Origin of the sequence: Comamonas sp. CMM03, assembly GCF_019218715.1 — a bacterium.
Taxonomy (GTDB): Bacteria; Pseudomonadota; Gammaproteobacteria; order Burkholderiales; family Burkholderiaceae_C; genus Comamonas; species Comamonas terrigena.
On record NZ_JAHUXB010000006.1, the window covers coordinates 99,199 to 121,302 of the forward strand.

Annotated in this window: 25 protein-coding genes; 22 read left to right on the forward strand and 3 right to left on the reverse strand. The window is 64.4% G+C overall.

Translation table 11 applies throughout. The features are described 5' to 3' along the window. Positions 1-53: 53 nt before the first annotated feature. From recG to ygiD, 5 genes are all read left to right on the forward strand, one after another. Positions 54-2,171, forward strand: coding sequence for an ATP-dependent DNA helicase RecG (gene recG / locus KW830_RS19290; protein ID WP_218334109.1), 2,118 nt, complete (start codon positions 54-56; stop codon positions 2,169-2,171). Positions 2,172-2,318: 147 nt separating this feature from the next. After that, positions 2,319-3,281, forward strand: a complete 963-nt coding sequence (locus KW830_RS19295; RefSeq protein WP_192334831.1) for a LysR substrate-binding domain-containing protein — start codon at positions 2,319-2,321, stop codon at positions 3,279-3,281. A 93-nt stretch (positions 3,282-3,374) separates the two neighbouring features. Beyond that, positions 3,375-3,914 carry a Dps family protein gene (locus KW830_RS19300; protein WP_255578866.1) on the forward strand — a complete coding sequence of 180 codons (540 nt, stop codon included), beginning with the start codon at positions 3,375-3,377 and terminating at the stop codon, positions 3,912-3,914. Between the two features lie 79 nt (positions 3,915-3,993). Then, complete coding sequence (gene ubiA, locus KW830_RS19305) at positions 3,994-4,884, forward strand: 4-hydroxybenzoate octaprenyltransferase (RefSeq protein WP_218334110.1); 891 nt, start codon at positions 3,994-3,996, stop codon at positions 4,882-4,884. Positions 4,885-5,056: 172 nt separating this feature from the next. Continuing rightward, the gene (gene ygiD, locus KW830_RS19310; RefSeq protein ID WP_218334111.1) at positions 5,057-5,929 is read left to right on the forward strand and encodes a 4,5-DOPA dioxygenase extradiol; all 873 of its coding nucleotides are present in this window, start codon (positions 5,057-5,059) and stop codon (positions 5,927-5,929) included. Between the two features lie 62 nt (positions 5,930-5,991). Here the strand turns inward: ygiD and proC are convergent, their stop codons facing one another. The 3 genes from proC to KW830_RS19325 form a co-directional block, all read right to left on the reverse strand. Next, positions 5,992-6,822 (reverse strand): pyrroline-5-carboxylate reductase, encoded by an 831-nt coding sequence (gene proC, locus KW830_RS19315; protein ID WP_218334112.1) that lies wholly within the window; start codon positions 6,820-6,822, stop codon positions 5,992-5,994. 180 nt (positions 6,823-7,002) lie between these two features. Then, positions 7,003-8,508, reverse strand: a complete 1,506-nt coding sequence (gene glpK, locus KW830_RS19320; protein WP_218334113.1) for a glycerol kinase GlpK — start codon at positions 8,506-8,508, stop codon at positions 7,003-7,005. Positions 8,509-8,609: 101 nt separating this feature from the next. Next, a complete protein-coding gene (locus KW830_RS19325) occupies positions 8,610-9,380 on the reverse strand; it encodes a DeoR/GlpR family DNA-binding transcription regulator (RefSeq protein WP_066541339.1) in 771 nt (256 codons plus the stop codon). Between the two features lie 234 nt (positions 9,381-9,614). Between KW830_RS19325 and KW830_RS19330 the strand changes: the two genes are divergently transcribed. From KW830_RS19330 to rplO, 17 genes are all read left to right on the forward strand, one after another. Continuing rightward, the gene (locus KW830_RS19330; RefSeq protein ID WP_218334254.1) at positions 9,615-10,715 is read left to right on the forward strand and encodes an ABC transporter ATP-binding protein; all 1,101 of its coding nucleotides are present in this window, start codon (positions 9,615-9,617) and stop codon (positions 10,713-10,715) included. A 3-nt stretch (positions 10,716-10,718) separates the two neighbouring features. Next, a complete protein-coding gene (locus tag KW830_RS19335) occupies positions 10,719-11,804 on the forward strand; it encodes an ABC transporter ATP-binding protein (protein WP_066541336.1) in 1,086 nt (361 codons plus the stop codon). Next, positions 11,801-12,694: a carbohydrate ABC transporter permease gene (locus tag KW830_RS19340; protein ID WP_066541334.1), complete on the forward strand. Its 894-nt coding sequence runs from the start codon at positions 11,801-11,803 to the stop codon at positions 12,692-12,694. The genes KW830_RS19335 and KW830_RS19340 overlap by 4 nt, the downstream gene beginning before the upstream one ends. Further along, positions 12,687-13,499, forward strand: coding sequence for a carbohydrate ABC transporter permease (locus KW830_RS19345; RefSeq protein WP_066541333.1), 813 nt, complete (start codon positions 12,687-12,689; stop codon positions 13,497-13,499). The genes KW830_RS19340 and KW830_RS19345 overlap by 8 nt, the downstream gene beginning before the upstream one ends. Positions 13,500-13,516: 17 nt before the next feature. Further along, positions 13,517-13,825: a DUF2160 domain-containing protein gene (locus KW830_RS19350; RefSeq protein ID WP_066541332.1), complete on the forward strand. Its 309-nt coding sequence runs from the start codon at positions 13,517-13,519 to the stop codon at positions 13,823-13,825. Between the two features lie 130 nt (positions 13,826-13,955). Further along, entirely contained in the window at positions 13,956-15,689 is a 1,734-nt protein-coding gene (locus KW830_RS19355) for an ABC transporter substrate-binding protein (protein WP_192334821.1), read from the forward strand. Positions 15,690-15,957: 268 nt separating this feature from the next. Continuing rightward, positions 15,958-17,550 (forward strand): glycerol-3-phosphate dehydrogenase/oxidase, encoded by a 1,593-nt coding sequence (locus KW830_RS19360; RefSeq protein ID WP_218334114.1) that lies wholly within the window; start codon positions 15,958-15,960, stop codon positions 17,548-17,550. Between the two features lie 448 nt (positions 17,551-17,998). Beyond that, entirely contained in the window at positions 17,999-18,367 is a 369-nt protein-coding gene (gene rplN / locus KW830_RS19365; RefSeq protein ID WP_016449173.1) for a 50S ribosomal protein L14, read from the forward strand. Between the two features lie 12 nt (positions 18,368-18,379). Then, on the forward strand, positions 18,380-18,700 hold the full coding sequence (rplX, locus tag KW830_RS19370; protein WP_066541323.1) for a 50S ribosomal protein L24: 321 nt from the start codon (positions 18,380-18,382) through the stop codon (positions 18,698-18,700). Positions 18,701-18,710: 10 nt separating this feature from the next. Next, entirely contained in the window at positions 18,711-19,250 is a 540-nt protein-coding gene (gene rplE, locus KW830_RS19375; protein WP_066541321.1) for a 50S ribosomal protein L5, read from the forward strand. 8 nt (positions 19,251-19,258) lie between these two features. Continuing rightward, positions 19,259-19,564 carry a 30S ribosomal protein S14 gene (gene rpsN / locus KW830_RS19380; RefSeq protein ID WP_066541319.1) on the forward strand — a complete coding sequence of 102 codons (306 nt, stop codon included), beginning with the start codon at positions 19,259-19,261 and terminating at the stop codon, positions 19,562-19,564. A 20-nt stretch (positions 19,565-19,584) separates the two neighbouring features. Next, positions 19,585-19,980, forward strand: coding sequence for a 30S ribosomal protein S8 (rpsH, locus tag KW830_RS19385; protein WP_066541317.1), 396 nt, complete (start codon positions 19,585-19,587; stop codon positions 19,978-19,980). 24 nt (positions 19,981-20,004) lie between these two features. Then, complete coding sequence (rplF, locus tag KW830_RS19390) at positions 20,005-20,538, forward strand: 50S ribosomal protein L6 (protein WP_066541315.1); 534 nt, start codon at positions 20,005-20,007, stop codon at positions 20,536-20,538. Positions 20,539-20,549: 11 nt separating this feature from the next. Beyond that, positions 20,550-20,915: a 50S ribosomal protein L18 gene (gene rplR / locus KW830_RS19395; protein ID WP_066541313.1), complete on the forward strand. Its 366-nt coding sequence runs from the start codon at positions 20,550-20,552 to the stop codon at positions 20,913-20,915. Between the two features lie 16 nt (positions 20,916-20,931). Then, positions 20,932-21,453 (forward strand): 30S ribosomal protein S5, encoded by a 522-nt coding sequence (rpsE, locus tag KW830_RS19400; RefSeq protein WP_066541309.1) that lies wholly within the window; start codon positions 20,932-20,934, stop codon positions 21,451-21,453. 14 nt (positions 21,454-21,467) lie between these two features. Further along, positions 21,468-21,650, forward strand: coding sequence for a 50S ribosomal protein L30 (gene rpmD / locus KW830_RS19405; RefSeq protein ID WP_066475638.1), 183 nt, complete (start codon positions 21,468-21,470; stop codon positions 21,648-21,650). Positions 21,651-21,661: 11 nt separating this feature from the next. Next, positions 21,662-22,096, forward strand: coding sequence for a 50S ribosomal protein L15 (gene rplO, locus KW830_RS19410; protein ID WP_066541308.1), 435 nt, complete (start codon positions 21,662-21,664; stop codon positions 22,094-22,096). The last annotated feature ends 8 nt before the right edge of the window (positions 22,097-22,104 follow it).

Consider the following 22,104-nt stretch of genomic DNA (forward strand, 5'->3'; position numbering starts at 1 on the left):
AGCCTGTCCCCCGCTGCTTGTCGCCATCGCCTGCCTGCTGTTTGATTCTGCTCATGCCTGCTTCTGTTCCCGCCAAAAAACCTGCCGCCAGTGCTGCCCAACAGGCCATGCACAAGCTGGGCCTGGTGCGTGACATCGATCTGGCCCTGCACCTGCCGCTGCGCTACGAGGACGAAACCCGCATCATCCCGCTGAAGAATGCGCGCGATGGCGAGACGGTGCAGATCGAAGCCACGGTCACCCAGAGCGAAGTCCAGCTGCGCCCCCGCCGCATGCTTAAGGTCACGGTGGACGACGGCACCGGCACCTGCGTGCTCACCTTCTTCAGCTTCTACCCCTCGCACCAGAAAACCCTTTCGCCGGGGGCGGTGCTGCGCATCCGGGGCGAAGTCAAAGGGGGGTTCTGGGGGCGGCAGATGCTGCACCCTGCCTTCAAGCTGGCCGGTGGCGAGCTGCCCCAGGCGCTGACCCCCATCTACCCGACCACCGCCGGCCTGCCGCAGCCCTATTTGCGCCGTGCGATTGCCAGTGCGTTGCAGCGTGTGCAGCTGCCCGAGACGCTGCCGCCGGGCACGCCGCCGCCGGTGCTGCCGTACTGGAGCGAAGCGGGGCTGCATGGCCTGCTGGGCTTGCGGGAGGCGCTTTATTTCCTGCACAACCCCACACCCGATGTGGCGCTGGCCACGCTGGAAGACCATTCCCACCCGGCCTGGCAGCGCCTGAAGGCCGAAGAGCTGCTGGCCCAGCAGCTGTCGCAGTACCAGGCCAAGCGCGAGCGTGCGCGGCTCAGGGCCCCGGCCTTGCGCGTGCCGCCGCCTGTCGCCGGGGAGCAGTCCTTGGTGGAGCAGTTTCTGGCGGTCCTGCCTTTTGGCCTGACCGGGGCCCAGCAGCGCGTCTGCCGCGAAATCGCCGATGACATGGCGCGCACCATGCCCATGCACCGCCTGCTGCAGGGCGATGTGGGCTCGGGCAAGACCGTGGTGGCCGCCCTGTCGGCCATGGTCTGCATTGCCGCCGGCTGGCAGTGCGCGCTGATGGCGCCCACTGAAATCCTGGCCGAACAGCACTTCGGCAAGCTGGTGGGCTGGCTGGAGCCCATCCTGGAGCCGCTTGGCAAAAAAGTGGCCTGGCTGTCCGGGGCGCAGAAAAAAAAGGAACGTGCCGCCATGCTGGCGCTGGTGGCCAGCGGCGAAGCCGCGCTGGTGGTCGGCACGCATGCGGTGATCCAGGAGCAGGTGCAGTTCCACAACCTGGCGCTGGCCGTGATCGACGAGCAACACCGCTTTGGTGTGGCCCAGCGCCTGGCATTGCGGCAGAAGCTGGCCCATGCCGGCCTGGAGCCGCACCTGCTGATGATGAGTGCCACGCCCATTCCCCGCACCCTGGCGATGAGCTATTACGCGGATCTGGATGTGTCCGTCATCGACGAGCTGCCACCGGGGCGCACGCCCATCGTGACCAAGGTCATCTCGGACAGCCGCAAGGACGAGGTCATCGCCCGCATCGGTGCCCAGGTGGCCGCCGGGCGGCAGGTCTACTGGGTGTGCCCGCTGATCGAGGAAAGCGAGGCGCTGGACCTGTCCAATGCCACGGCCACGCACACCGATCTGAGCGAAGCCCTGCCCGGCGTGATGGTGGGACTGCTGCACTCGCGCATGCCCACGGCCGAGAAGAAGGCCGTGATGGAGCTGTTCACGGCCGGCATCATGGGCGTGCTGGTGTCCACCACGGTGATCGAAGTGGGGGTGGACGTGCCCAATGCCAGCCTGATGGTGATCGAGCATGCCGAGCGGTTTGGCCTGAGCCAGCTGCACCAGCTGCGCGGCCGTGTGGGGCGGGGCGCTGCGGCTTCGGCCTGCGTGCTGCTGTATGCGGTCAACGATAACGGGCGCTTGTCCGATACCGGCAAGGAGCGGCTGCGCGCCATGGCCGAGACCAACGATGGCTTCGAGATTGCGCGGCGCGACCTGGAAATCCGCGGGCCGGGCGAATTCCTGGGCGCACGCCAGTCGGGCGCGGCCATGCTGCGCTTTGCCGATCTGGAGCAGGACATTGCGCTGCTGGAGTGGGCGCGTGAGCTGGCACCATCCATGCTGGAGCAGCATCCGCTGCTGGCGGAGATGCATATTTCACGCTGGCTGGGCGGCAAGGCCGAATACCTCAAGGCGTGAACTTCCGGATCAGCGCACGATATGCGGTCGATATCTGGTGTTCAGCTGACATTTTTCTGAAAAAATCGCTGCACCCTGACTGCGAAACAAGCGAGGGCATGCAAAATGTTGAGTCCTCTCCCTGCATAGAAAAGATCCACACACGCCATGACGCTCACAGAACTGAAGTACATCGTTGCGGTTGCCCGAGAAAAGCACTTTGGCCGCGCGGCCGATGCCTGCTATGTGTCGCAGCCCACGCTGTCTGTGGCGATCAAGAAGCTCGAGGATGAACTGGACGTCAAGCTGTTCGAGCGCAGCGCGGGGGAAGTGACGGTGACGCCGCTGGGTGAGGAAATCGTGCGCCAGGCGCAGAGCGTGCTGGAACAGGCGGCCGCGATCAAGGAGATCGCCAAGCGCGGCAAGGACCCGCTGTCCGGCGTGCTGACGCTGGGGGTGATCTACACCATCGGCCCCTATCTGCTGCCCGATCTGGTGCGCAACTCCATCGAGCGCACACCGCAGATGCCGCTGATGCTCCAGGAGAACTTCACCGTCAAGCTGCTGGAAATGCTGCGCACCGGCGAGATCGACTGTGCCATCGTGGCCGAGCCCTTTCCCGACACCGGCCTGGCCATTGCGCCGCTGTACGACGAGCCCTTCATGGCCGCCGTGCCCAGCAGCCACCCGCTGGCGCAGAAGTCCACCGTGTCCACCATGGACCTGAAGAACGAGACCATGCTGCTGCTGGGCGCAGGCCACTGCTTCCGCGACCATGTGCTCGAGGTCTGCCCCGAGTTCGCCCGCTACGCCAGCAATGCCGAAGGCATCCGCCGCACCTTCGAAGGCTCGTCGCTGGAAACCATCAAGCACATGGTGGCCGCCGGCATGGGCGTGACCCTGGTGCCGCGCCTGTCCGTGCCCAAGGATGCGCTGGACACGCCGCGCCGCCGCAAATCGGACGAGCCGCACATCCGCTACCTGCCCATCGTCGAAGAAGACGGTGTGCCGCCTCCCAGCCGCCGCGTTGTGCTGGTCTGGCGCCGCAGCTTCACCCGCTACGAAGCCATTGCCGCACTGCGCAACGCCGTCTACGCCTGCGCGCTGCCGGGCGTCACACGCCTATCTTGAGCTTGGTCACAGCAGCGCGCATGACAGTGCGCGCGTTGTGCGCTACAGTTTTCAGAACGCCCCACGGGGCTTGCATGAAAGGAGTCCAGATCCATGGCCAAAGATTCGAGCAAGACAAGCGTTAAGAAAGACAGCAAGACCGATGCTGTACCGGCAGTGCCTGCTATCAATATCGGTATCAGCGACAAGGACCGTGAAGCGATTGCCAAAGGCCTGTCGCGCCTGCTGGCCGACACCTACACGCTGTACCTGACCACGCACAATTTCCACTGGAATGTGACGGGTCCGATGTTCAACACCTTGCACACCATGTTCATGGGCCAGTACACCGAGCTGTGGAATGCGGTGGACCCGATTGCTGAGCGCATCCGCTCGCTGGGCCACTTTGCCCCCGGCTCCTATGCCCAGTTCGGCAAGCTGACCAGCCTGCCCGATGTGCCCGCCACCCCGCCCAAGGCCGTGGAGATGATCCGCATCCTGGTACAGGGCAATGAAGCCGTGGCCCGCACCGCGCGCGAACTGTTCCCCCTGGCGGACAAGGCCAGCGACGAGCCCACGGCCGACCTGCTGACCCAGCGCCTGACGGTGCATGAGCAGACCGCCTGGATGCTGCGCTCGCTGCTGGAAGACTGACCACTTCCCGCACCAGACTGCTCAGTCGCAACGCCCGCTGCCAGCGGGCGTTGTGCATTTGGCGCGACAATTCTCGGCTATGACCTCCCCTGTTGCTTCCCCTGCTGCACCGGCGCGCAGCAAACTGTCGCTGTATCTGGACCTGATCCGCTGGAACCGCCCCGCGGGCTGGCTGGTGCTGGTCTGGCCCACGCTGGCAGCGCTGTGGGTGGCTGCAGACGGGTTTCCGGGCTGGCATCTGCTGCTCGTCTTTGTGCTGGGCACGGTGCTGATGCGCAGCGCCGGCTGCACCATCAACGACATTGCCGACCGCGACTTCGACAAGCATGTGAAGCGCACCACGCAGCGGCCCATCACCAGCGGCCAGGTCTCGGTGCCAGAGGCGGCCATGGTCGGCGTGGTGCTCACCCTGGTGGCATTCGGTCTGGTGCTGTCGACGCGCTGGGAGGCGGTGGCCTGGTCGGTGCCGGCCGTGCTGTTCACCATTCTCTACCCGTTCACCAAGCGCTTCTTTGCCATGCCCCAGGCCTTTCTGGGCATTGCCTTCAACTTCGGCATCGTGATTGCCTTTGCCGCGGTGACAGGCAGCGTACCGCTGGCCGCCTGGGTGCTGTGGCTGGCCAATATGTTCCTGGTGCTGGCCTACGACACCGAGTACGCCATGGTGGACCGCGACGACGATCTGAAGATCGGCATGAAGACGTCGGCCATCACGCTGGGCCGTTTCGATGTGGCCGGCATCATGGCCTTCTTCGTGCTGTGCTGGGGCCTGACGGCCTGGGTGCTGGCGCCGTACCAGCTGGGCTGGCCGTTCTGGCTGGGCATGGGCGCGGCGGCGGCGCAGCTCGTGTGGCACTACACGCTGATCCGGCACCGCACGCGCGAAGGCTGTTTTGTGGCCTTCAGCAAAAGCCATTGGATCGGTGCCTGCATGTTTGCCGGTGTGGCGCTGGGGTTCGCGCTGCGCTGAGCGGAACTTGCCGGGGCCGCTCTGGCTCCCTCCTTCCAGCCAGGGTGCCCGTGGGCACCCTTTTTTCATGCCCGCGGTGCTGCGGGCACCGTGCGAAAGTGGGAAGATGCAACGCAGACAGTGGCTGGGAGCTGCCGCGGGTGCGGCGGCGCTGGCTGCAGCAGGAGTGCGCATGACCAGTGCCCATGATGTCGCGCAGGCCGCCGTGCAGGCGGGCATTGCCGAGCTCAAACCGTCGCCCCGCATGCCGGTGCTGTTCCTGGGGCATGGCAGCCCGATGAACGCCATCGAAGACAACGCCTACCGCCGCAGCTGGCAGCAGTTGGGGCAGGAGCTGCTGGCGCAGGTGGAGCGGCCACAGCTGGTGCTGTGCATCTCGGCGCACTGGCTCACGCAGGGTGGATCGTTTCTGACCGGCATGGCCCAGCCCAGGACCATCCATGACTTCGGTGGATTTCCGCCGGAGCTGTTTGCCCAGCAGTACCCGGCGCCGGGGGCCCCCCAGGTGGCCACCCAGCTGGCGGCCCAGCTGCAGATGCCGCACACCCGGCAGCCCTTGGGCGTGGACCCGCAGGCATGGGGGCTGGACCACGGGGCCTGGAGCGTGCTCCAGCCCATGTTTCCCGATGCCTCCATTCCGGTGGTGCAACTGAGCATGGACTACAGCCGCCCGCCGGCCGAGCATTACGCGCTGGGCCAGCAGCTGCGGGCCTTGCGCGAGCGGGGCGTGCTCATTGTCGGCAGCGGCAACGTGGTGCACAACCTGCGCGCGCTGCAGCGCACCTCGTCACCCCAGCAGGCCTATGACTGGGCGGTGGACTTTGACCAGATGGTGGCCCGCCATGTGGACCAGGGGGATCTGGCGGGTCTGGTGGGCTTCCAGCAGCTGGGGCCGGTGGCGCAGATGGCCCACCCCAGCCATGACCATTACCTGCCGCTGCTGTATGCGGCCGGTGCGGTGGAGGGCGGAGAGGCGGTGCGCAGCTTCAACACCGACTACCAGATGGCAGCCATTTCCATGCGCTCCATGGTCTGGGGCGCATAGCGCCGTTCACGCCAGCGGCGCTGCACGGTGACCGCGGCCACCGCACAACGCACACCACCGGCTCAGCGGCCGAATTCGGCCGCCAGTTCCTGGGCGCGGGCTTCGGCCTTGCGCATGGCCTGCACAAAGTGCGCAGCCACCTGCGTGTCCTGCATGTGGGTGATGGCCGCGAAGGTGGTGCCGCCCTTGCTGGTCACACGCTCGCGCAGCACGGCGGCGGGTTCGTCGGAGCGGGCGGCCAGCTCGGAGGCGCCCTGGAAGGTGGCCACGGCCATCTGGTAGGCCTGGGCTTCGCTCAGGCCCATGTCCTGGCCGGCACGGGTCATGGCTTCCAGGAAGAAGAACACATAGGCCGGGCCGGAGCCGGACAGTGCGGTCACGGCGTCCAGGTGGCTTTCCTGCTCCACCCACATGAACTGGCCGGTGGTGCCGATCACAGCGTCCACCTGCGCGCAGCCAGCGACGTCCACATCGGCGCGGGCGAACAGGCCGGTCATGCCCTTGCCCACCAGGGCGGGCGTGTTGGGCATGGCGCGCACGATGCGGCCGGTGCCCAGCCATTGGGCGATGCTGTCGGTGGTGATGCCGGCGGCCACGCTCAGATGCAGGGCGTGGCGGGTGTAGGGGCTGGCGGCAGCGGCCGCGTCCTTGAAGGTCTGGGGCTTGACGGCCCAGACCACCAGTTCGGCGGCTTGCAGCGCGGCGGTTGCGGCCGGCAGCGCGTCGATGCCGAATTTGGCCTTCAGCGCATCGCGGGCTGCCTCGAACGGCTCGACCACGGTGATGCTGGCAGCGGGCAGGCCCTGGGCAAGCAGGCCGCCGATGAAGGCACTGGCCATGTTGCCGCCGCCGATGAAGGCGATGGAAGAGGGATGGGTTGCGGGGGATGTCATGAAAGGCTCCGGAAAGCGAGGGGCAGCGCCCCGACCAAGGGCTTGCCCTAATCCGCTATTGTCGCGCGGTGCGTGTGGCAAAAACAGGCGCTATTCACGCAATGGCTTTAATGGCTTGGCCGTGCCATCCCTTGCGGACGCCTGTGACAGGCTGCAGGCAGCGCCTGGCGGCGGCGTGAATCAGGCCGGGTGGGGCAGTGCCGTCTGCGCCACCGCGTGCTCCCAGCGTGCCATCAGCTCCTGGGCGCGGTCATGCTCCAGGGTGGGCACAAAGCGGCGCTCGGCCTTCCACAGGGCCGACAGCTCTTCGGTGCTCTGGTACACGCCGGTGGACAGACCGGCCAGGTAGGCCGCACCCAGCGCGGTGGTTTCCACGCAGGCGGGGCGCACCACGGGAATGCCCAGCAGGTCGGCCTGGAACTGCATCAGCAGGTTGTTCACACAGGCCCCGCCGTCCACGCGCAGCTCGCTCACGGCTGCACCGCCATTGGCCACCGCGTCGCGGCTCATGGCCTGCAGCAGGGCCGCGCTCTGGTAGGCAATGGATTCCAGCGCCGCGCGGGCGATGTGGGCGATGGTGCTGCCGCGCGTCAGGCCGGTGATGGTGCCGCGGGCGTCGGGCTTCCAGTACGGGGCACCCAGGCCGGTGAAGGCGGGCACCATCATCACGCCGCCGCTGTCGGGCACGCTTTCGGCCAGCTGCTGCACCTGGCCGCTGTGTTCGATGGCGCGCAGGCCGTCGCGCAGCCACTGCACCACCGCGCCGCCCACGAACACGCTGCCTTCCAGCGCAAACTGGGGCTGGGTGCTGGCCTGTGCGGCCGAGGTGGTCAGCAGGCCGTTGGCCGAGGTCTGGAACTGGCTGCCGGTGTGCATCAGCATGAAGCAGCCGGTGCCATAGGTGTTCTTGGCCATGCCGGCCGTGAAGCAGGCCTGGCCGAAGAGGGCGCTTTGCTGGTCGCCGGCCACGCCGCCGATGGCAATCTCGCCGCCCAGGATGTCGGAGGCCGTGTGGCCGAAGTCGGCTGCGGAGGGCAGCACTTCGGGCAGCAGGCTGCGGGGAATGCCCAGCGCGGCCAGCAGATCGGTGTCCCACTGGTTGGTGTGGACGTTGAACAGCATGGTGCGGCTTGCGTTGCTGACATCGGTCACATGGCGCCGGCCGCCGGTGAGCTGCCAGATCAGCCAGCTGTCCACGGTGCCGAAGGCCAGGTCGCCGGCGTCGGCCGCGGCGCGGGCGCCGGGCACATTGTCCAGCAGCCATTGCAGCTTGCTGCCGGAGAAGTAGGCGTCTATCAGCAGACCGGTCTTTTGCTGGATGGTGTCGGCCATGCCGGCTTCGCGCAGCGCGGCACAGATGGGCTCGGCACGGCGGTCCTGCCAGACGATGGCATGGTGGATGGGGGCGCCGGTCTTGCGGTTCCACACCACGGTGGTTTCACGCTGGTTGGTGATGCCCACGGCGCGGATGTCACGGGCCGTGAGGCCGGCCTTGGCCAGTGCTTCCCGGGCGGTGGAAAGCTGGGTGCGCCAGATTTCGCGCGGGTCGTGCTCCACCCAGCCCGGACGCGGGTAGATCTGGGGCAGCTCCAGCTGGGCCGAAGCCACGATGCGGCCTTGCGCATCGAACACGATGGAGCGGGAACTGGATGTGCCCTGGTCCAAGGCAAGCAGATAGGTCGTCATGGGGGGAAGGATAGGTCAGAAACTACGGCCGGCGGATAGGTGCCGCCCGCAGGAATGCCGCTGGCGCGCAAGGCGCTGCCAGGGCGGGGGGCAGAACGTGCTCAGGCCTGGTCGGCGACGGTGTATTCCACCTCGGCCTGCTCCAGCAGCGGAATGAAGTGCGGGGGCGGCGGTGCGTCCGTGAACAGGCGGTCCACCTGCTGCAGCGTGGCCATCTGCACCATGGCCTGGCGGTCGAACTTGCTGTGGTCGGCCGCCAGCCACAGTTCGCGCGATTGCTGGATGATGGTCTGCGCCACCTTCACCTCGCGCAGGTCGAAATCGCGCAGCGAGCCGTCGGCTTCGATGGCGGAGATGCCGATCACCGCAATGTCCACCTTGAACTGGCGGATGAAATCCACCGCCGCCTCACCGACGATGCCGCGGTCTCGCGTGCGCACCACGCCGCCGGCGACGATGACTTCACAGTCCGCATTGCTGCTGAGGATGGCCGCCACGTTCAGGTTGTTGGTGATGACGCGCAGGCCCTGGTGGCGCAGCAGGGCCTTGGCCACGGCCTCCGTCGTGGTGCCGATGTTCAGGATCAGCGAGCAGCCATTGGGAATGGCCTGGGCAATGGCCTGGGCGATGCGGGCCTTGCCTTCGGCATGCATGGTCTGGCGCTGCGGGTGGGCAATGTTCTCCACCGTGGCGCTGGGCATGCGCACGCCGCCGTGAAAGCGCACCAGCAGGCCCATGTCGGCCATCTTCTGCACATCCCGGCGCACGGTCTGCAGCGTGACCCCCAGGATGTCGGCCAGTTGCTCCACCGTGGCGGATTGGCGTTGTCGGACTTCTTCGAGCAGCTGCAGTTGGCGGGGGTTGGAGTTCACGGCGCAAAAGGGCAAAGGTTGGGAAACGGGCAGATGCAGCACTTTATAGCGCAGACAGCAGGGTGTTGCGGCTTGTTTCGTTATGGTCATCGAAGTCAAACGAACCATGCCTAGGGTATTTTTCTATGGGTTCGGCAGACAAAAGAACAAAAATGCATCCATCCGAAAGCAAGCAAGGGCTTTCAATCACACGGAAGTACACATTTGCTCCGCAGCCGGAGCAGAGAGGTGGCGATGCAGCTGGAGCTGGAGAACGTGGCGCAACGTGTCGGGGGGCAGACGTGGCTCTACCCGCTGAACCTGACATTGCAAAGCGCTGCCGTGACCGTGCTGCTGGGCGCCACCCAGGCCGGCAAGACCAGCCTGATGCGCATCATGGCCGGGCTGGATGCGCCGACCAGCGGTCGCGTGCGGGTGGATGGCCGGGATGTGACCGGCATGCCGGTGCGCCAGCGCAATGTGGCCATGGTCTACCAGCAGTTCATCAACTACCCGTCGATGACGGTGGCGGACAACATCGCCTCTCCACTGAAGCTGCGCGGAGACCAGGATATTGACCGCAAGGTGCGCGCGCTGGCCCAGCGCCTGCACATCGACATGTTCCTGGACCGGCTGCCGGCCGAATTGTCGGGCGGCCAGCAGCAGCGTGTGGCGCTGGCCCGTGCCCTGGCCAAGGATGCGCCGCTGATGCTGCTGGACGAGCCCCTGGTGAACCTGGACTACAAGCTGCGCGAAGGCCTGCGCGACGAGCTGACCCAGCTGTTTGACGCGGGCCGGTCTACCGTGGTCTATGCCACCACCGAACCGGGAGAAGCCCTGCTGCTGGGGGGCTATACCGCGGTGCTGGATGCCGGCGAGCTGCTGCAGTACGGGCCCACGGCCCAGGTCTTCCATGCCCCGCTGTCGCTGCGGGTGGCGCGGGCCTTCAGCGATCCGCCGATGAATCTGGTGGCCGTGGAGGTGGAGGGCGGCGGGCAACAGATCGCCTTGCCGGACGGTACCCGGCTGGCGCTGCCCCAGCCGCTGCGCCAGCCCGCAGGGTCGGCCATGCTGGGAGTGCGTGCCAGTGCCCTGGCACTGCAGGCGAGGCCCGGCGATGTGGCGCTGCAGGGGCTGGTGCACCTGGCGGAGATTTCGGGCTCCGACACCTTTGTGCACGTGCAGCTGCCCTGGGGGGACTGGGTGGCGCAGCTGACCGGGGTGCACAAGGTCGGACTCAATCAGCCTGTCAGCGTCTATCTGTCGCCGCTGGACTGCTATATCTTCGAGCGTGAATTGCCAGGCGGCCAAGGCGGTGCCCTGCTGCAGCTGCCGGTGTCCGAGGCGGGAGGCTGAACCATGGCACGCATTACCCTGGATCTGGCCCATGCCTACCGGCCCCGTCCGCAGCAGGACAGCGACTACGCCCTGCTGCCGCTGCAGATGGAGTTCGCCGATGGCGGGGCCTACGCGTTGCTGGGCCCGTCGGGCTGCGGCAAGACCACGTTGCTGAACATCATGTCGGGCTTGCTGACGCCGTCGCATGGCAAGGTGCTGTTCGATGGTCGCGATGTGACGCAGGACAGCCCGCAGCAGCGCAACATCGCCCAGGTGTTCCAGTTTCCGGTGATCTACGACACCATGACAGTGGCCGAGAACCTGGCGTTCCCGCTGCGCAACCGCAAGGTGCCCGAGGTCGAGATCCGCCAGCGCGTGGGCGTCATCGCGGAGATGTTGGAGATGAGCGGCCAGCTGAACCAGCGTGCCGCCAATCTGTCGGCCGATGCCAAGCAGAAGATTTCGCTGGGACGGGGTCTGGTGCGCGCCGATGTGGCCGCCGTGCTGTTTGACGAGCCGCTGACGGTGATCGATCCGCACCTCAAATGGCAGCTGCGCCGCAAGCTCAAGCAGATCCACCAGGAGCTCAGGCTCACGCTGATCTATGTGACCCACGACCAGGTCGAGGCGTTGACCTTTGCCGAGCAGGTGGTGGTGATGTCGCGCGGCCGGGTGATGCAGGTGGGGGCTCCCGACGCGCTGTTCGAACACCCGCGCCATGCCTTTGTGGGGCACTTCATCGGTTCGCCGGGCATGAATTTTCTGCCCGTGCAGTGCCGGGATGGTGCACTGTGGGTGGGAGCGCGCCGCATGCCGGTGGCGCCTGCGCTGCAGGCGCAGCTGGCCGACGGTGCGCCGCTGCAGCTGGGCGTGCGGCCGGAATACCTGCGCCTGGCCCTGCCGGACGCGGCCGGTGCGGTACCAGCACAGGTCCAGCGGGTGCAGGACGTGGGCACCCATTTGATGCTGACCGCCGGCATCGACGGCCACACGCTGAAAGCCCGTTTTGCCATCGGCACGCCGCTGCCGGCCGTGGGGCAGGGGGTCTGGCTGCAGCTGGTGGGGCCGCACACCTGCTACTACCGCAATGAGGAGCTGCTGGCATGAGCGCATCCAACAAACCGGTCAACCAGCGGGCCTGGTTGCTGATCCTGCCGGTGATCCTCTGCGTGGCGTTTTCGGCCGTGCTGCCGCTGATGACGGTGGTGAACTATTCGGTGCAGGACATCATCGATCCCGAGCGCCGCGTGTTCGTGGGTACGGAGTGGTTTGCCGCTGTGCTGCGTGACGAAGAGCTGCACGCTGCGCTGTGGCGGCAGATCACCTTCTCGCTGGCCGTGCTGCTGGTGGAGATTCCGCTGGGCATTGCGCTGGCGCTGTCCATGCCGGCCCAGGGCTGGAAGGCTTCGGCGGTGCTGGTGGTGGTGGCGCTGTCGCTGCTGATTCCGTGGAACGTGGTGGGCACCATCTGGCAGATCTATGGCCGTGCCGACATCGGACTGCTGGGCGCCACACTCAACGGCCTGGGCATCGATTACAGCTACACCGGCAATGCGCTGGACGCCTGGCTGACCGTGCTGGTGATGGATGTGTGGCACTGGACGCCGCTGGTGGCGCTGCTGTGCTATGCCGGCCTGCGCTCCATTCCCGATGCCTACTACCAGGCGGCGCGCATCGACGGGGCCAGCAAATGGGCGGTGTTCCGCTTCATCCAGCTGCCCAAGATGCGCGGGGTACTGATGATTGCCGTGCTGCTGCGCTTCATGGACAGCTTCATGATCTACACCGAGCCCTTTGTGCTGACCGGCGGCGGGCCGGGCAATGCCACCACGTTCCTGAGCCAGTACCTGACGCAGAAGGCCGTGGGCCAGTTCGACCTGGGGCCGGCGGCTGCGTTCTCGCTGATTTACTTTCTGATCATCCTGCTGCTGTGCTTCGTCCTCTACAACTGGATGCAGCGCGTGGGCACCGGCAATGCGGAGGTGGGCCATGAATGAACGCCGTTTCCACAAGCGCAGCATCTTTCTGGTCCTGTACCTGGTGTTTGCCGTGCTGCCCATCTACTGGATGGTCAACATGAGCTTCAAGACCAATGAAGAGATCGTGGCCAGCTTCACGCTGTGGCCGCAGCACTTCACCTGGGGCAATTACCGCACCATCTTCACCGACCCGTCCTGGTATTCGGGCTACATCAACAGCATGATCTACGTGGCCATCAACACGGTGATCGCGCTGACGGTGGCACTGCCGGCGGCCTACGCCTTCTCGCGCTACCGCTTCCTGGGCGACAAGCATGTGTTCTTCTGGCTGCTGACCAACCGCATGACGCCGCCGGCCGTGTTCCTGCTGCCGTTCTTCCAGCTCTACACCACCATGGGGCTGATGGACACGCACATCGCGGTGGCGCTGGCGCACCTGCTGTTCAACGTGCCGCTGGCGGTGTGGATTCTGGAAGGTTTCATGAGCGGCATTCCGCGCGAAATCGACGAGACGGCCTATATCGACGGCTACAGCTTCCCGCGCTTTTTCCTCACCATCTTTCTGCCGCTGATCAAGGCCGGGGTGGGGGTGGCGGCGTTCTTCTGCTTCATGTTCAGCTGGGTGGAGCTGCTGCTGGCGCGCACGCTGACCAGCGTGAACGCCAAGCCCATCGTGGCCACGATGACGCGCACCGTGAGCGCGTCGGGCATGGACTGGGCCACGCTGGCGGCGGCGGGAGTGCTCACCATCCTGCCGGGGGCGGTGGTGATCTGGTTCGTGCGCCACTACATCGCCAAAGGCTTTGCCATGGGCCGCGTGTAACGCGGTGGGAGACCCCTATGTTCAGTTGGATGGTCTGGACCACCCCGGTGGCCGTATTTTTTAGCTGCATCGCGCTGATGCTGGTGGGCATGACGGTGTGGGAAATCCGCAGCCCCACGGTGCAGCGCAAAGGCTGGCTGCCGATCGAAACCACGCGCGGGGACCGCCTCTTCATCGGCCTGCTGCTGGCGGCCTACATCAACCTGGCATGGGTGGGGCTGGGCGAGAAGATGGTGCAGTGGTTCGGGCTGGAGCAGGAGCCTTCGGTGTGGATCAGCTTTGTGCTGTCCATGCTGGTGCTGGCGCTGGTGATGCGCAAAGGCTGACGGGATGGTGGCAGAGGCGCTGCGGGTGCGGCGCCGCTGCCCAGCGAACAGGTCTGGCCCGATCCTCCCCCGTGGCCGGGATCCATGTGACGGCGGGGAGCGCTTGCAAACACACCAACAGGAGACAGCTATGAACGTGCAATTTCGGGCCATTGCCTTTGCCGCTGCGGCACTGGTAGCAGGCCATTCCGCCTGGGCCGGTGAAGCCGAGGCCAAGAAATGGGTGGACAACGAATTCCAGCCCAGCACCTTGAGCAAGGACCAGCAGATGGCCGAGATGAAGTGGTTCATCGAGGCGGCCAAGAAGCTGCAGGCCAAGGGGGTGAAAGAGATCGCCGTGGTGTCCGAAACCATCACCACGCACGAATACGAAAGCAAGACGCTGGCCAAGGCCTTCACCGAAATCACCGGCATCAAGGTGACGCACGACCTGATCCAGGAAGGCGATGTGGTGGAGAAGCTGCAGACCTCCATGCAGTCGGGCAAGAGCATCTACGACGGCTGGATCTCGGATTCCGACCTGATCGGTACGCACTACCGCTACGGCAAGATCATGAACCTGACCGACTACATGGGCGGGGCCGGCAAGGAGTGGACCAATCCCGGCCTGGACCTGAAGGACTTCATCGGCATCAGCTTCACCACCGCCCCGGACGGCAAGGTCTACCAGCTGCCCGACCAGCAGTTCGCCAATCTGTACTGGTTCCGCGCCGATCTGTTCGAGCGCAAAGACCTGAAGGACAAGTTCAAGGCCAAGTACGGCTACGACCTGGGCGTGCCGCTGAACTGGAGTGCCTATGAAGACATTGCCGAATTCTTCACCAACGATGTGAAGACCATCGATGGCAAGCCCATCTATGGCCACATGGACTACGGCAAGAAGGACCCGTCGCTGGGCTGGCGCTTCACCGATGCCTGGCTGTCCATGGCCGGCGCGGCCGACAAGGGCATTCCCAACGGCATGCCGGTGGACGAGTGGGGCATCCGCGTGGCGGATGACAAGTGCACGCCGGTGGGTGCCTCGGTCTCGCGTGGCGGGGCCACCAATTCGCCGGCCGCGGTCTATGCGCTGACCAAGTACGTGGACTGGATGAAGAAGTACGCGCCCAAGGAGGCCATGGGCATGACCTTTGGCGAATCCGGCCCCGTGCCGGCCCAGGGCCATATTGCGCAGCAGATCTTCTGGTACACCGGCTTCACCGCCGACATGACCAAGCCGGGCCTGCCGGTGGTGAACGCCGATGGCTCGCCCAAGTGGCGCATGGCGCCCGGCCCCAACGGCCCGTACTGGAAGCAGGGCATGCAGAACGGCTACCAGGACGTGGGCAGCTGGACCTTCTTCAAGAACCATGACGCCAACCGCACGGCCGCTGCCTGGCTGTATGCACAGTTTGTGACGGCCAAGACCACGAGCCTGAAGAAGACCATCGTGGGGCTGACGCCGATCCGGGAATCCGACATCCGCTCCAAGGCCATGACCGATATGGCGCCCAAGCTGGGCGGGCTGGTGGAGTTCTACCGCAGCCCGGCCCGCGTGGCCTGGACGCCCACCGGCAACAACGTGCCCGACTACCCCAAGCTGGCCCAGCTGTGGTGGAAGAATGTGGCCCAGGCCGTGACGGGGGAAAAGACGCCCCAGGCGGCCATGGACACGCTGGCGGAGGAAATGGACCAGGTGATGGCCCGCCTGCAGCGCGCCGGTATGGCCCAGTGCGCGCCCAAGCTCAACCCCAAGGGGGACCCGGCCAAGTGGCTCAGCGACCAGCATGCGCCGTGGAAGAAGCTGGCCAATGAAAAGCCCAAGGGCGAAACCATTGCCTACGACAGCCTGCTGAACGCCTGGAAGAACGGCAAGGTGCGTTGAGTGGGTCTGCTGCCTGCGCACCCTGGGCAGGCAGCAGCGCCAGGCAGGGCGTGTGCCAGGGGCAGCCCTGCCCGCAGTACGGCGTGGCGACGCCGTTTCTTTTTCGTATTGTGAATTTTTGCCGTGTAACGAGCAGAAGCGAAACAAAATTTCGCGCAAAAACGCGCACTAAAAACGAAAAAGAGCGAAAATTCTGTCTGCCCCTTTGGGTTTTTCCGTGGCGCAGCTGTTGTGACCCTGCGGGAAGGCCTTCACCAGATTTTTGCCCATGAACACCACCGCCCCCCAGTCTACCGACCGCGCCGCCCTGCTGGAGCGGCTGGCACAGCCCGAAACCTATGATCTGGCCATCATCGGCGGCGGTGCTACCGGCCTGGGCACGGCGCTGGATGCCGCTGCACGCGGCTTCAAGGTGGTGCTGCTGGAGTCCCACGACTTTGCCAAGGGCACGTCCTCGCGCGCCACCAAGCTGGTGCACGGCGGTGTGCGCTATCTGGCCCAGGGCAATATTGCCCTGGTGCGCGAGGCGCTGCACGAGCGCACCACGCTGCTGCACAATGCCCCCCATCTGGCGCAGCCGCTGGCGTTCGTGATGCCGTCCTACCGCCTGCTGGACACGCCGTTCTATGGTGCCGGCCTGAAGATGTACGACGCGCTGGCCGGCAAGGACGGCCTGGGCCGCACCGAATTCCTCAGCCGCGACAAGACCTTGCGCTTTCTGCCCACGGTGCGCGGCGAAAGCCTCAAGGGTGGCGTGAAGTACTGGGATGGCCAGTTTGACGATGCCCGCCTGGCGCTGGCGCTGGCACGCACGGCTGTCGCCAAGGGGGCGCTGCTGGTGAACTACTGCCCGGCCAAGGAGCTGGTGCACGAAGCCGGCAAGGTGGCCGGGGTGGTCTGCGAAGACGCCGAAACCGGCCGCCGCTTCACCGTGAAGGCGCGTTGCGTGGTCAATGCCACCGGCCCCTGGGTGGATCTGTTCCGCCAGCAGGATGCCGAGCTGCTGGGCAAGCCGGTCAAGCCCATGGTGGCGCCCAGCCAGGGTGTGCACGTGGTGGTGGACCGCGATTTCCTGCCCTCGGACCACGCGCTGCTGGTGCCCAAGACGGCCGACGGCCGGGTACTGTTTGCCGTGCCCTGGCTGGGCAAGGTCATCCTGGGGACCACCGATACGCCCCGCAACGACCTGGCGCGCGAGCCGCAGGCCTTTGCCGAAGAGATCGAATTCATCCTGCGGGAAGCCGGCAACTACCTGAGCCGCCGACCCACGCGGGCCGACATCCGCAGCATCTGGGTGGGCCTGCGCCCACTGGTCAAACCGCAGGACGATGACGGCGAGAACACCAAGAAGATCAGCCGCGAACACACGGTGCTGACCAGCAAGTCCGGTCTGGTGACCGTGACCGGCGGCAAGTGGACCACCTACCGGGCCATGGCCGAGGATGTGCTGTCCGAATGCTTCAGCCAGCGCCTGCTGGATCCGCGTGCCGGCGGCGTGACCGTGCACCTGCCGCTGGTGGGGGCCCCCGCCGCAGGCACCGTGCGCCACGGCATGAATGCCGCCCAGGGGCTGCACAGCTATGGCACCGAGGGGGAGGCCGTGCAGGCGCTGCCCGGTGCCGGTGTGGAGCTGGTGCCTGGCCTGACCGAGGCCATGGTGCGCTTTGCCGTGCGCTTTGAGTATGCGCGTACGGTGGAAGACATGCTGGCGCGCCGCAGCCGCCTGCTGTTCCTGGACGCCCGCCAGGCCGCTGCCGTGGCGCCGCGTGTGGCCGAGATCCTGCAGGAAGAGTTGGGCCAGGACCCCCGCCTGGAAGATTTCCTGGCATTGGCGCAGCAGTACCTGCCTGCTGGCGCCTGAGGGCAGGGCGCCCTTCGGCCGCGGTCCCGGGTGGCTGTTGCTGCGGCGTTCTCCGTCCGGGCCGCACCACGCACCCCACAAGCCGCTTCGGAATGGAGCGGCTTGTGCGTTTCTGGTTTCTGGCAGGCTATTGCGTGTTGCGCCTTTTTTGCGCAGAACGCATTGTTGCAAGGGCCGCGGCAGCTATGGTTTTTTGGGTGTGTCGACGCCGGTGCGGGATGCATTTGCGCAACAGGGGAATGCCTGGCTAAACGCTTGACGCATAAAGGAATTTCTGCGACAATCACAGGCTTCACATGTAAAAGTGTGAGCTTTCTGCCCAGCGGGAAGCCTTTCGGAATGGTCCGAGAGGTGGACGACGGGCCCAAGACTGACCGGCTGTTTTGTTCAGCCCTTGAGAAGTTCTCTGGGGCTGTCGAGATTGCTGGAGCAAGTTGGGAATATTGAAATGATCCAAACAGAATCTCGTTTAGAGGTTGCCGACAACACCGGCGCGAAGTCTGTCCAGTGCATCAAGGTGCTGGGCGGTTCTCATCGTCGCTACGCAAGTGTTGGCGACATCATCAAGGTGAGCATCAAAGAAGCCGCTCCGCGTGGCCGCGTCAAAAAAGGCGAGGTCTACAGCGCTGTGGTGGTGCGCACTGCCAAGGGCATCCGTCGTGCTGACGGTTCGCTCGTGAAGTTCGACGGCAATGCCGCCGTACTGCTGAACGCCAAGCTGGAGCCTATCGGCACCCGCATCTTTGGCCCCGTGACCCGTGAACTGCGCAATGAGAAGTTCATGAAGATCGTGTCCCTGGCCCCTGAAGTTCTCTAAAGGAAAAGCACCATGAACAAGATTCGCAAGGGCGACGAAGTCATCGTGTTGGCTGGCCGTGACAAGGGCAAGCGTGGCGTCGTTTCGCTGCGCAAGGATGACTCCCACCTGGTGATCGATGGCATCAACCTGGTGAAGAAGCATGTCAAGCCGAACCCCATGAAGGGCACCACTGGCGGCATCGTGGAAAAGGCCATGCCTATCCACCAGTCCAACGTGGCTATCTTCAATGCTGCGACCGGCAAGGCCGATCGCGTGGGCATCAAGGTGAACGCCGACGGCACGCGTGCTCGCGTGTTCAAGTCCAGCGGCGCCGAAATCAAGGCTGCCTGAGGAGTAACACATGGCACGACTGCAAAAACTCTATCGCGAAAAGATCGCGGCTGAACTGAAAGAAAAGTTCGGCTACACCTCCGCTATGGAAGTGCCCCGTCTGACCAAAATCACCCTGAACATGGGTGTGAGCGAAGCCGTGGCCGACAAGAAGGTGATGGACAACGCCGTGGCTGACCTGACCAAGATCGCTGGTCAGAAGCCTGTGGTGACCAAGGCCAAGAAGGCTATCGCTGGTTTCAAGATCCGCGAAGGCCAAGCTATCGGCTGCATGGTGACCCTGCGTGGCGTCCAAATGTACGAATTCCTGGACCGTTTCGTCACCGTGGCTCTGCCCCGCGTGCGTGACTTCCGTGGTATTTCGGGCCGTTCGTTCGACGGTCGCGGCAACTACAACGTTGGCGTCAAAGAACAGATCATCTTCCCTGAAATCGAATACGACAAAGTGGATGCTCTGCGTGGTCTGAACATCAGCATCACGACTTCGGCGAAGAACGACGAAGAGTGCAAGGCACTGCTCGCTGCGTTCAAATTCCCCTTCAAGAACTGAGGCAGCGCATGGCTAAGAAAGCTTTGATCGAGCGCGAACTGAAGCGCGAAAAACTGGCCGCTAAGTATGCTGCCAAGTACGCAGAATTGAAGGCCATCGCCGGCGACGCCAAGCGTTCCGACGAAGAGCGTGACGCAGCCCGTCTGGGTCTGCAAAAGCTGCCCCGTAACTCGAACCCCACTCGCCAACGTAACCGTTGCGAAATCACGGGCCGTCCCCGTGGCACATTCCGTCAATTCGGTCTGGGCCGCGCCAAGGTGCGTGAAATGGCCTTTGCTGGTGATATCCCCGGCGTGACCAAGGCCAGCTGGTAAGCAAGCAGGAGAGATACAAGATGAGCATGAGTGATCCTATCGCCGACTTGCTGACCCGCATCCGCAACGCCCAAATGGTGTCCAAGGCCACCGTGTCGGCTCCTTCCTCCAAAGTGAAGGTTGCCATTGCACAAGTGCTGAAGGACGAGGGCTACGTTGACGGTTTCGAAGTCAAGACCGAAGACGGCAAGTCTGAACTCGTTATTACCCTGAAGTACTACGCCGGTCGCCCTGTGATCGAGCGTATCGAACGTGTGAGCCGTCCTGGCCTGCGCGTGTACAAGGGCAGCAACGCAATCCCCCAGGTCCAGAACGGTCTGGGCGTGGCCATTGTCACCACTCCCAAGGGCGTGATGACCGATCGCAAAGCACGTGCTACCGGTGTCGGCGGCGAAGTGCTGTGCTATGTGGCCTAACGGACATTAAGGAGAAATACTGAAATGTCTCGCGTAGCAAAAGCTATTGTGACCATCCCCGCTGGCGTGGATGTGTCTTTGAATGCTGACTCCATCAAGGTCAAGGGCAAGGGCGGTGATCTGTCCCTGGCTATGAACGCTCTGGTGGCTATCAGCAATAACGACGGCAAGCTGTCGTTCGCACCCGCTAATGACTCCCGTGAAGCTGACGCTCTGGCCGGTACTTTCCGCCAGTTGGTCAACAACATGGTCAAGGGCGTGACCGAAGGCTTCGAAAAGAAGCTGTCGCTGATCGGCGTGGGCTACAAGGCCGCTGCACAAGGTTCCAAGCTGAACCTGGCTGTGGGCTTCTCGCACCCCGTCAACTTCGAGATGCCTGCCGGCATCACCGTTGCTACCCCCACTCCGACCGAAATCGTGATCAAGGGTGCTGACCGCCAAGTGGTGGGTCAGCTGGCTGCTGAGATCCGCGCCGTTCGTCCTCCCGAGCCTTACAAGGGCAAGGGCATCCGCTATGTGGGTGAGAAGGTCGTGATCAAAGAGACCAAGAAGAAGTAAGGAGCTGCATTATGTTGACCAAGAAAGAGCAGCGTCTGCGTCGTGCACGTCAAACCCGCATTCGCATTGCACAGCAAGGCGTGGCGCGTCTGAGCGTGAACCGCACCAACCTCCACATCTACGCCTCCGTGGTGTCGGAAGATGGCACCAAGGTGCTGGCTTCGGCCTCCACTGCAGAAGTCGAAGTGCGTTCGCAAATCGGCGCTGCAGGCAAGGGTGGCAACGTGGCCGCCGCCACGCTGATCGGCAAGCGCATTGCTGAAAAGGCAAAGGCTGCTGGCGTGGAGAAGGTGGCTTTCGATCGCGCTGGTTTCGCATACCACGGCCGCGTGAAGGCCTTGGCTGAAGCCGCTCGCGAAGCGGGCCTGCAGTTCTAAGCGGAGCGGATAGAAAATGGCAAAGTTTTCCCCCAAGGTGCAAGACGAAGGTCGTGACGACGGTCTGCGCGAAAAAATGATCGCGGTGAACCGCGTCACCAAGGTTGTGAAGGGTGGCCGTATCCTCGGCTTCGCTGCACTGACCGTGGTTGGCGACGGTGATGGCCGCGTGGGTATGGGTAAGGGCAAGTCCAAGGAAGTGCCCGCAGCCGTGCAAAAGGCAATGGAAGAATGCCGTCGCAATCTGGTGAAGGTTTCGCTCAAGAGCGGCACCATCCACCACTCTGTGATGGGTCACCACGGTGCTGCTCGCGTTGAGCTGCACCCCGCCCCCAAGGGTACCGGCATCATCGCTGGCGGCCCGATGCGCGCTGTTTTCGAAGTGGTCGGTATCACCGACATCGTGGCCAAGAGCCACGGCTCTTCGAACCCCTACAACATGGTTCGCGCCACGTTCGACGCTCTGCAAAACGCTACGACCCCTGCGGAAGTGGCTGCAAAGCGCGGCAAGTCGGTTGAAGACATCTTCACCGCCTGATCGGAGTTCAGCACATGACAACGCAACAAACCGTGAAGGTGCAATTGGTGCGCAGCCCCATTGGCACCAAGCAAGATCACCGCGCTACCGTGCGCGGTCTGGGTCTGCGCAAGCTGAATAGCATCAGCGAACTGAAGGACACCCCTGAAGTGCGCGGCATGATTAACAAGATCGCCTACTTGGTGAAGGTTCTCTGAAAGGATTGATGATGGAACTCAATAGCATCAAGCCTGCAGACGGCGCCAAGCACGCCAAGCGTCGCGTGGGTCGCGGTATCGGTTCTGGTCTGGGTAAGACCGCCGGCCGTGGTCACAAGGGTCAGAAATCGCGTTCGGGTGGCTACCACAAGGTGGGCTTCGAAGGCGGTCAAATGCCTCTGCAGCGTCGCCTGCCAAAGCGTGGCTTCAAGTCGCATCTGCTGAAGTTCAATGCAGAAGTGACCCTGTCCGCTCTGGAGCAACTGGGTCTGGCTGAAGTTGATCTCGCCGCACTGAAGCAAGCTGGCCTGGTGCCCGCTATCGCTCAGGTGGTGAAGGTCATCAAGAGCGGCGAAATCAGCAAGGCTGTGAAGCTGAGCGGTATCGGCGCTACTGCTGGAGCCAAGGCTGCCGTTGAAGCTGCCGGTGGCAGCTTCGCTGAATAAGATCTGAA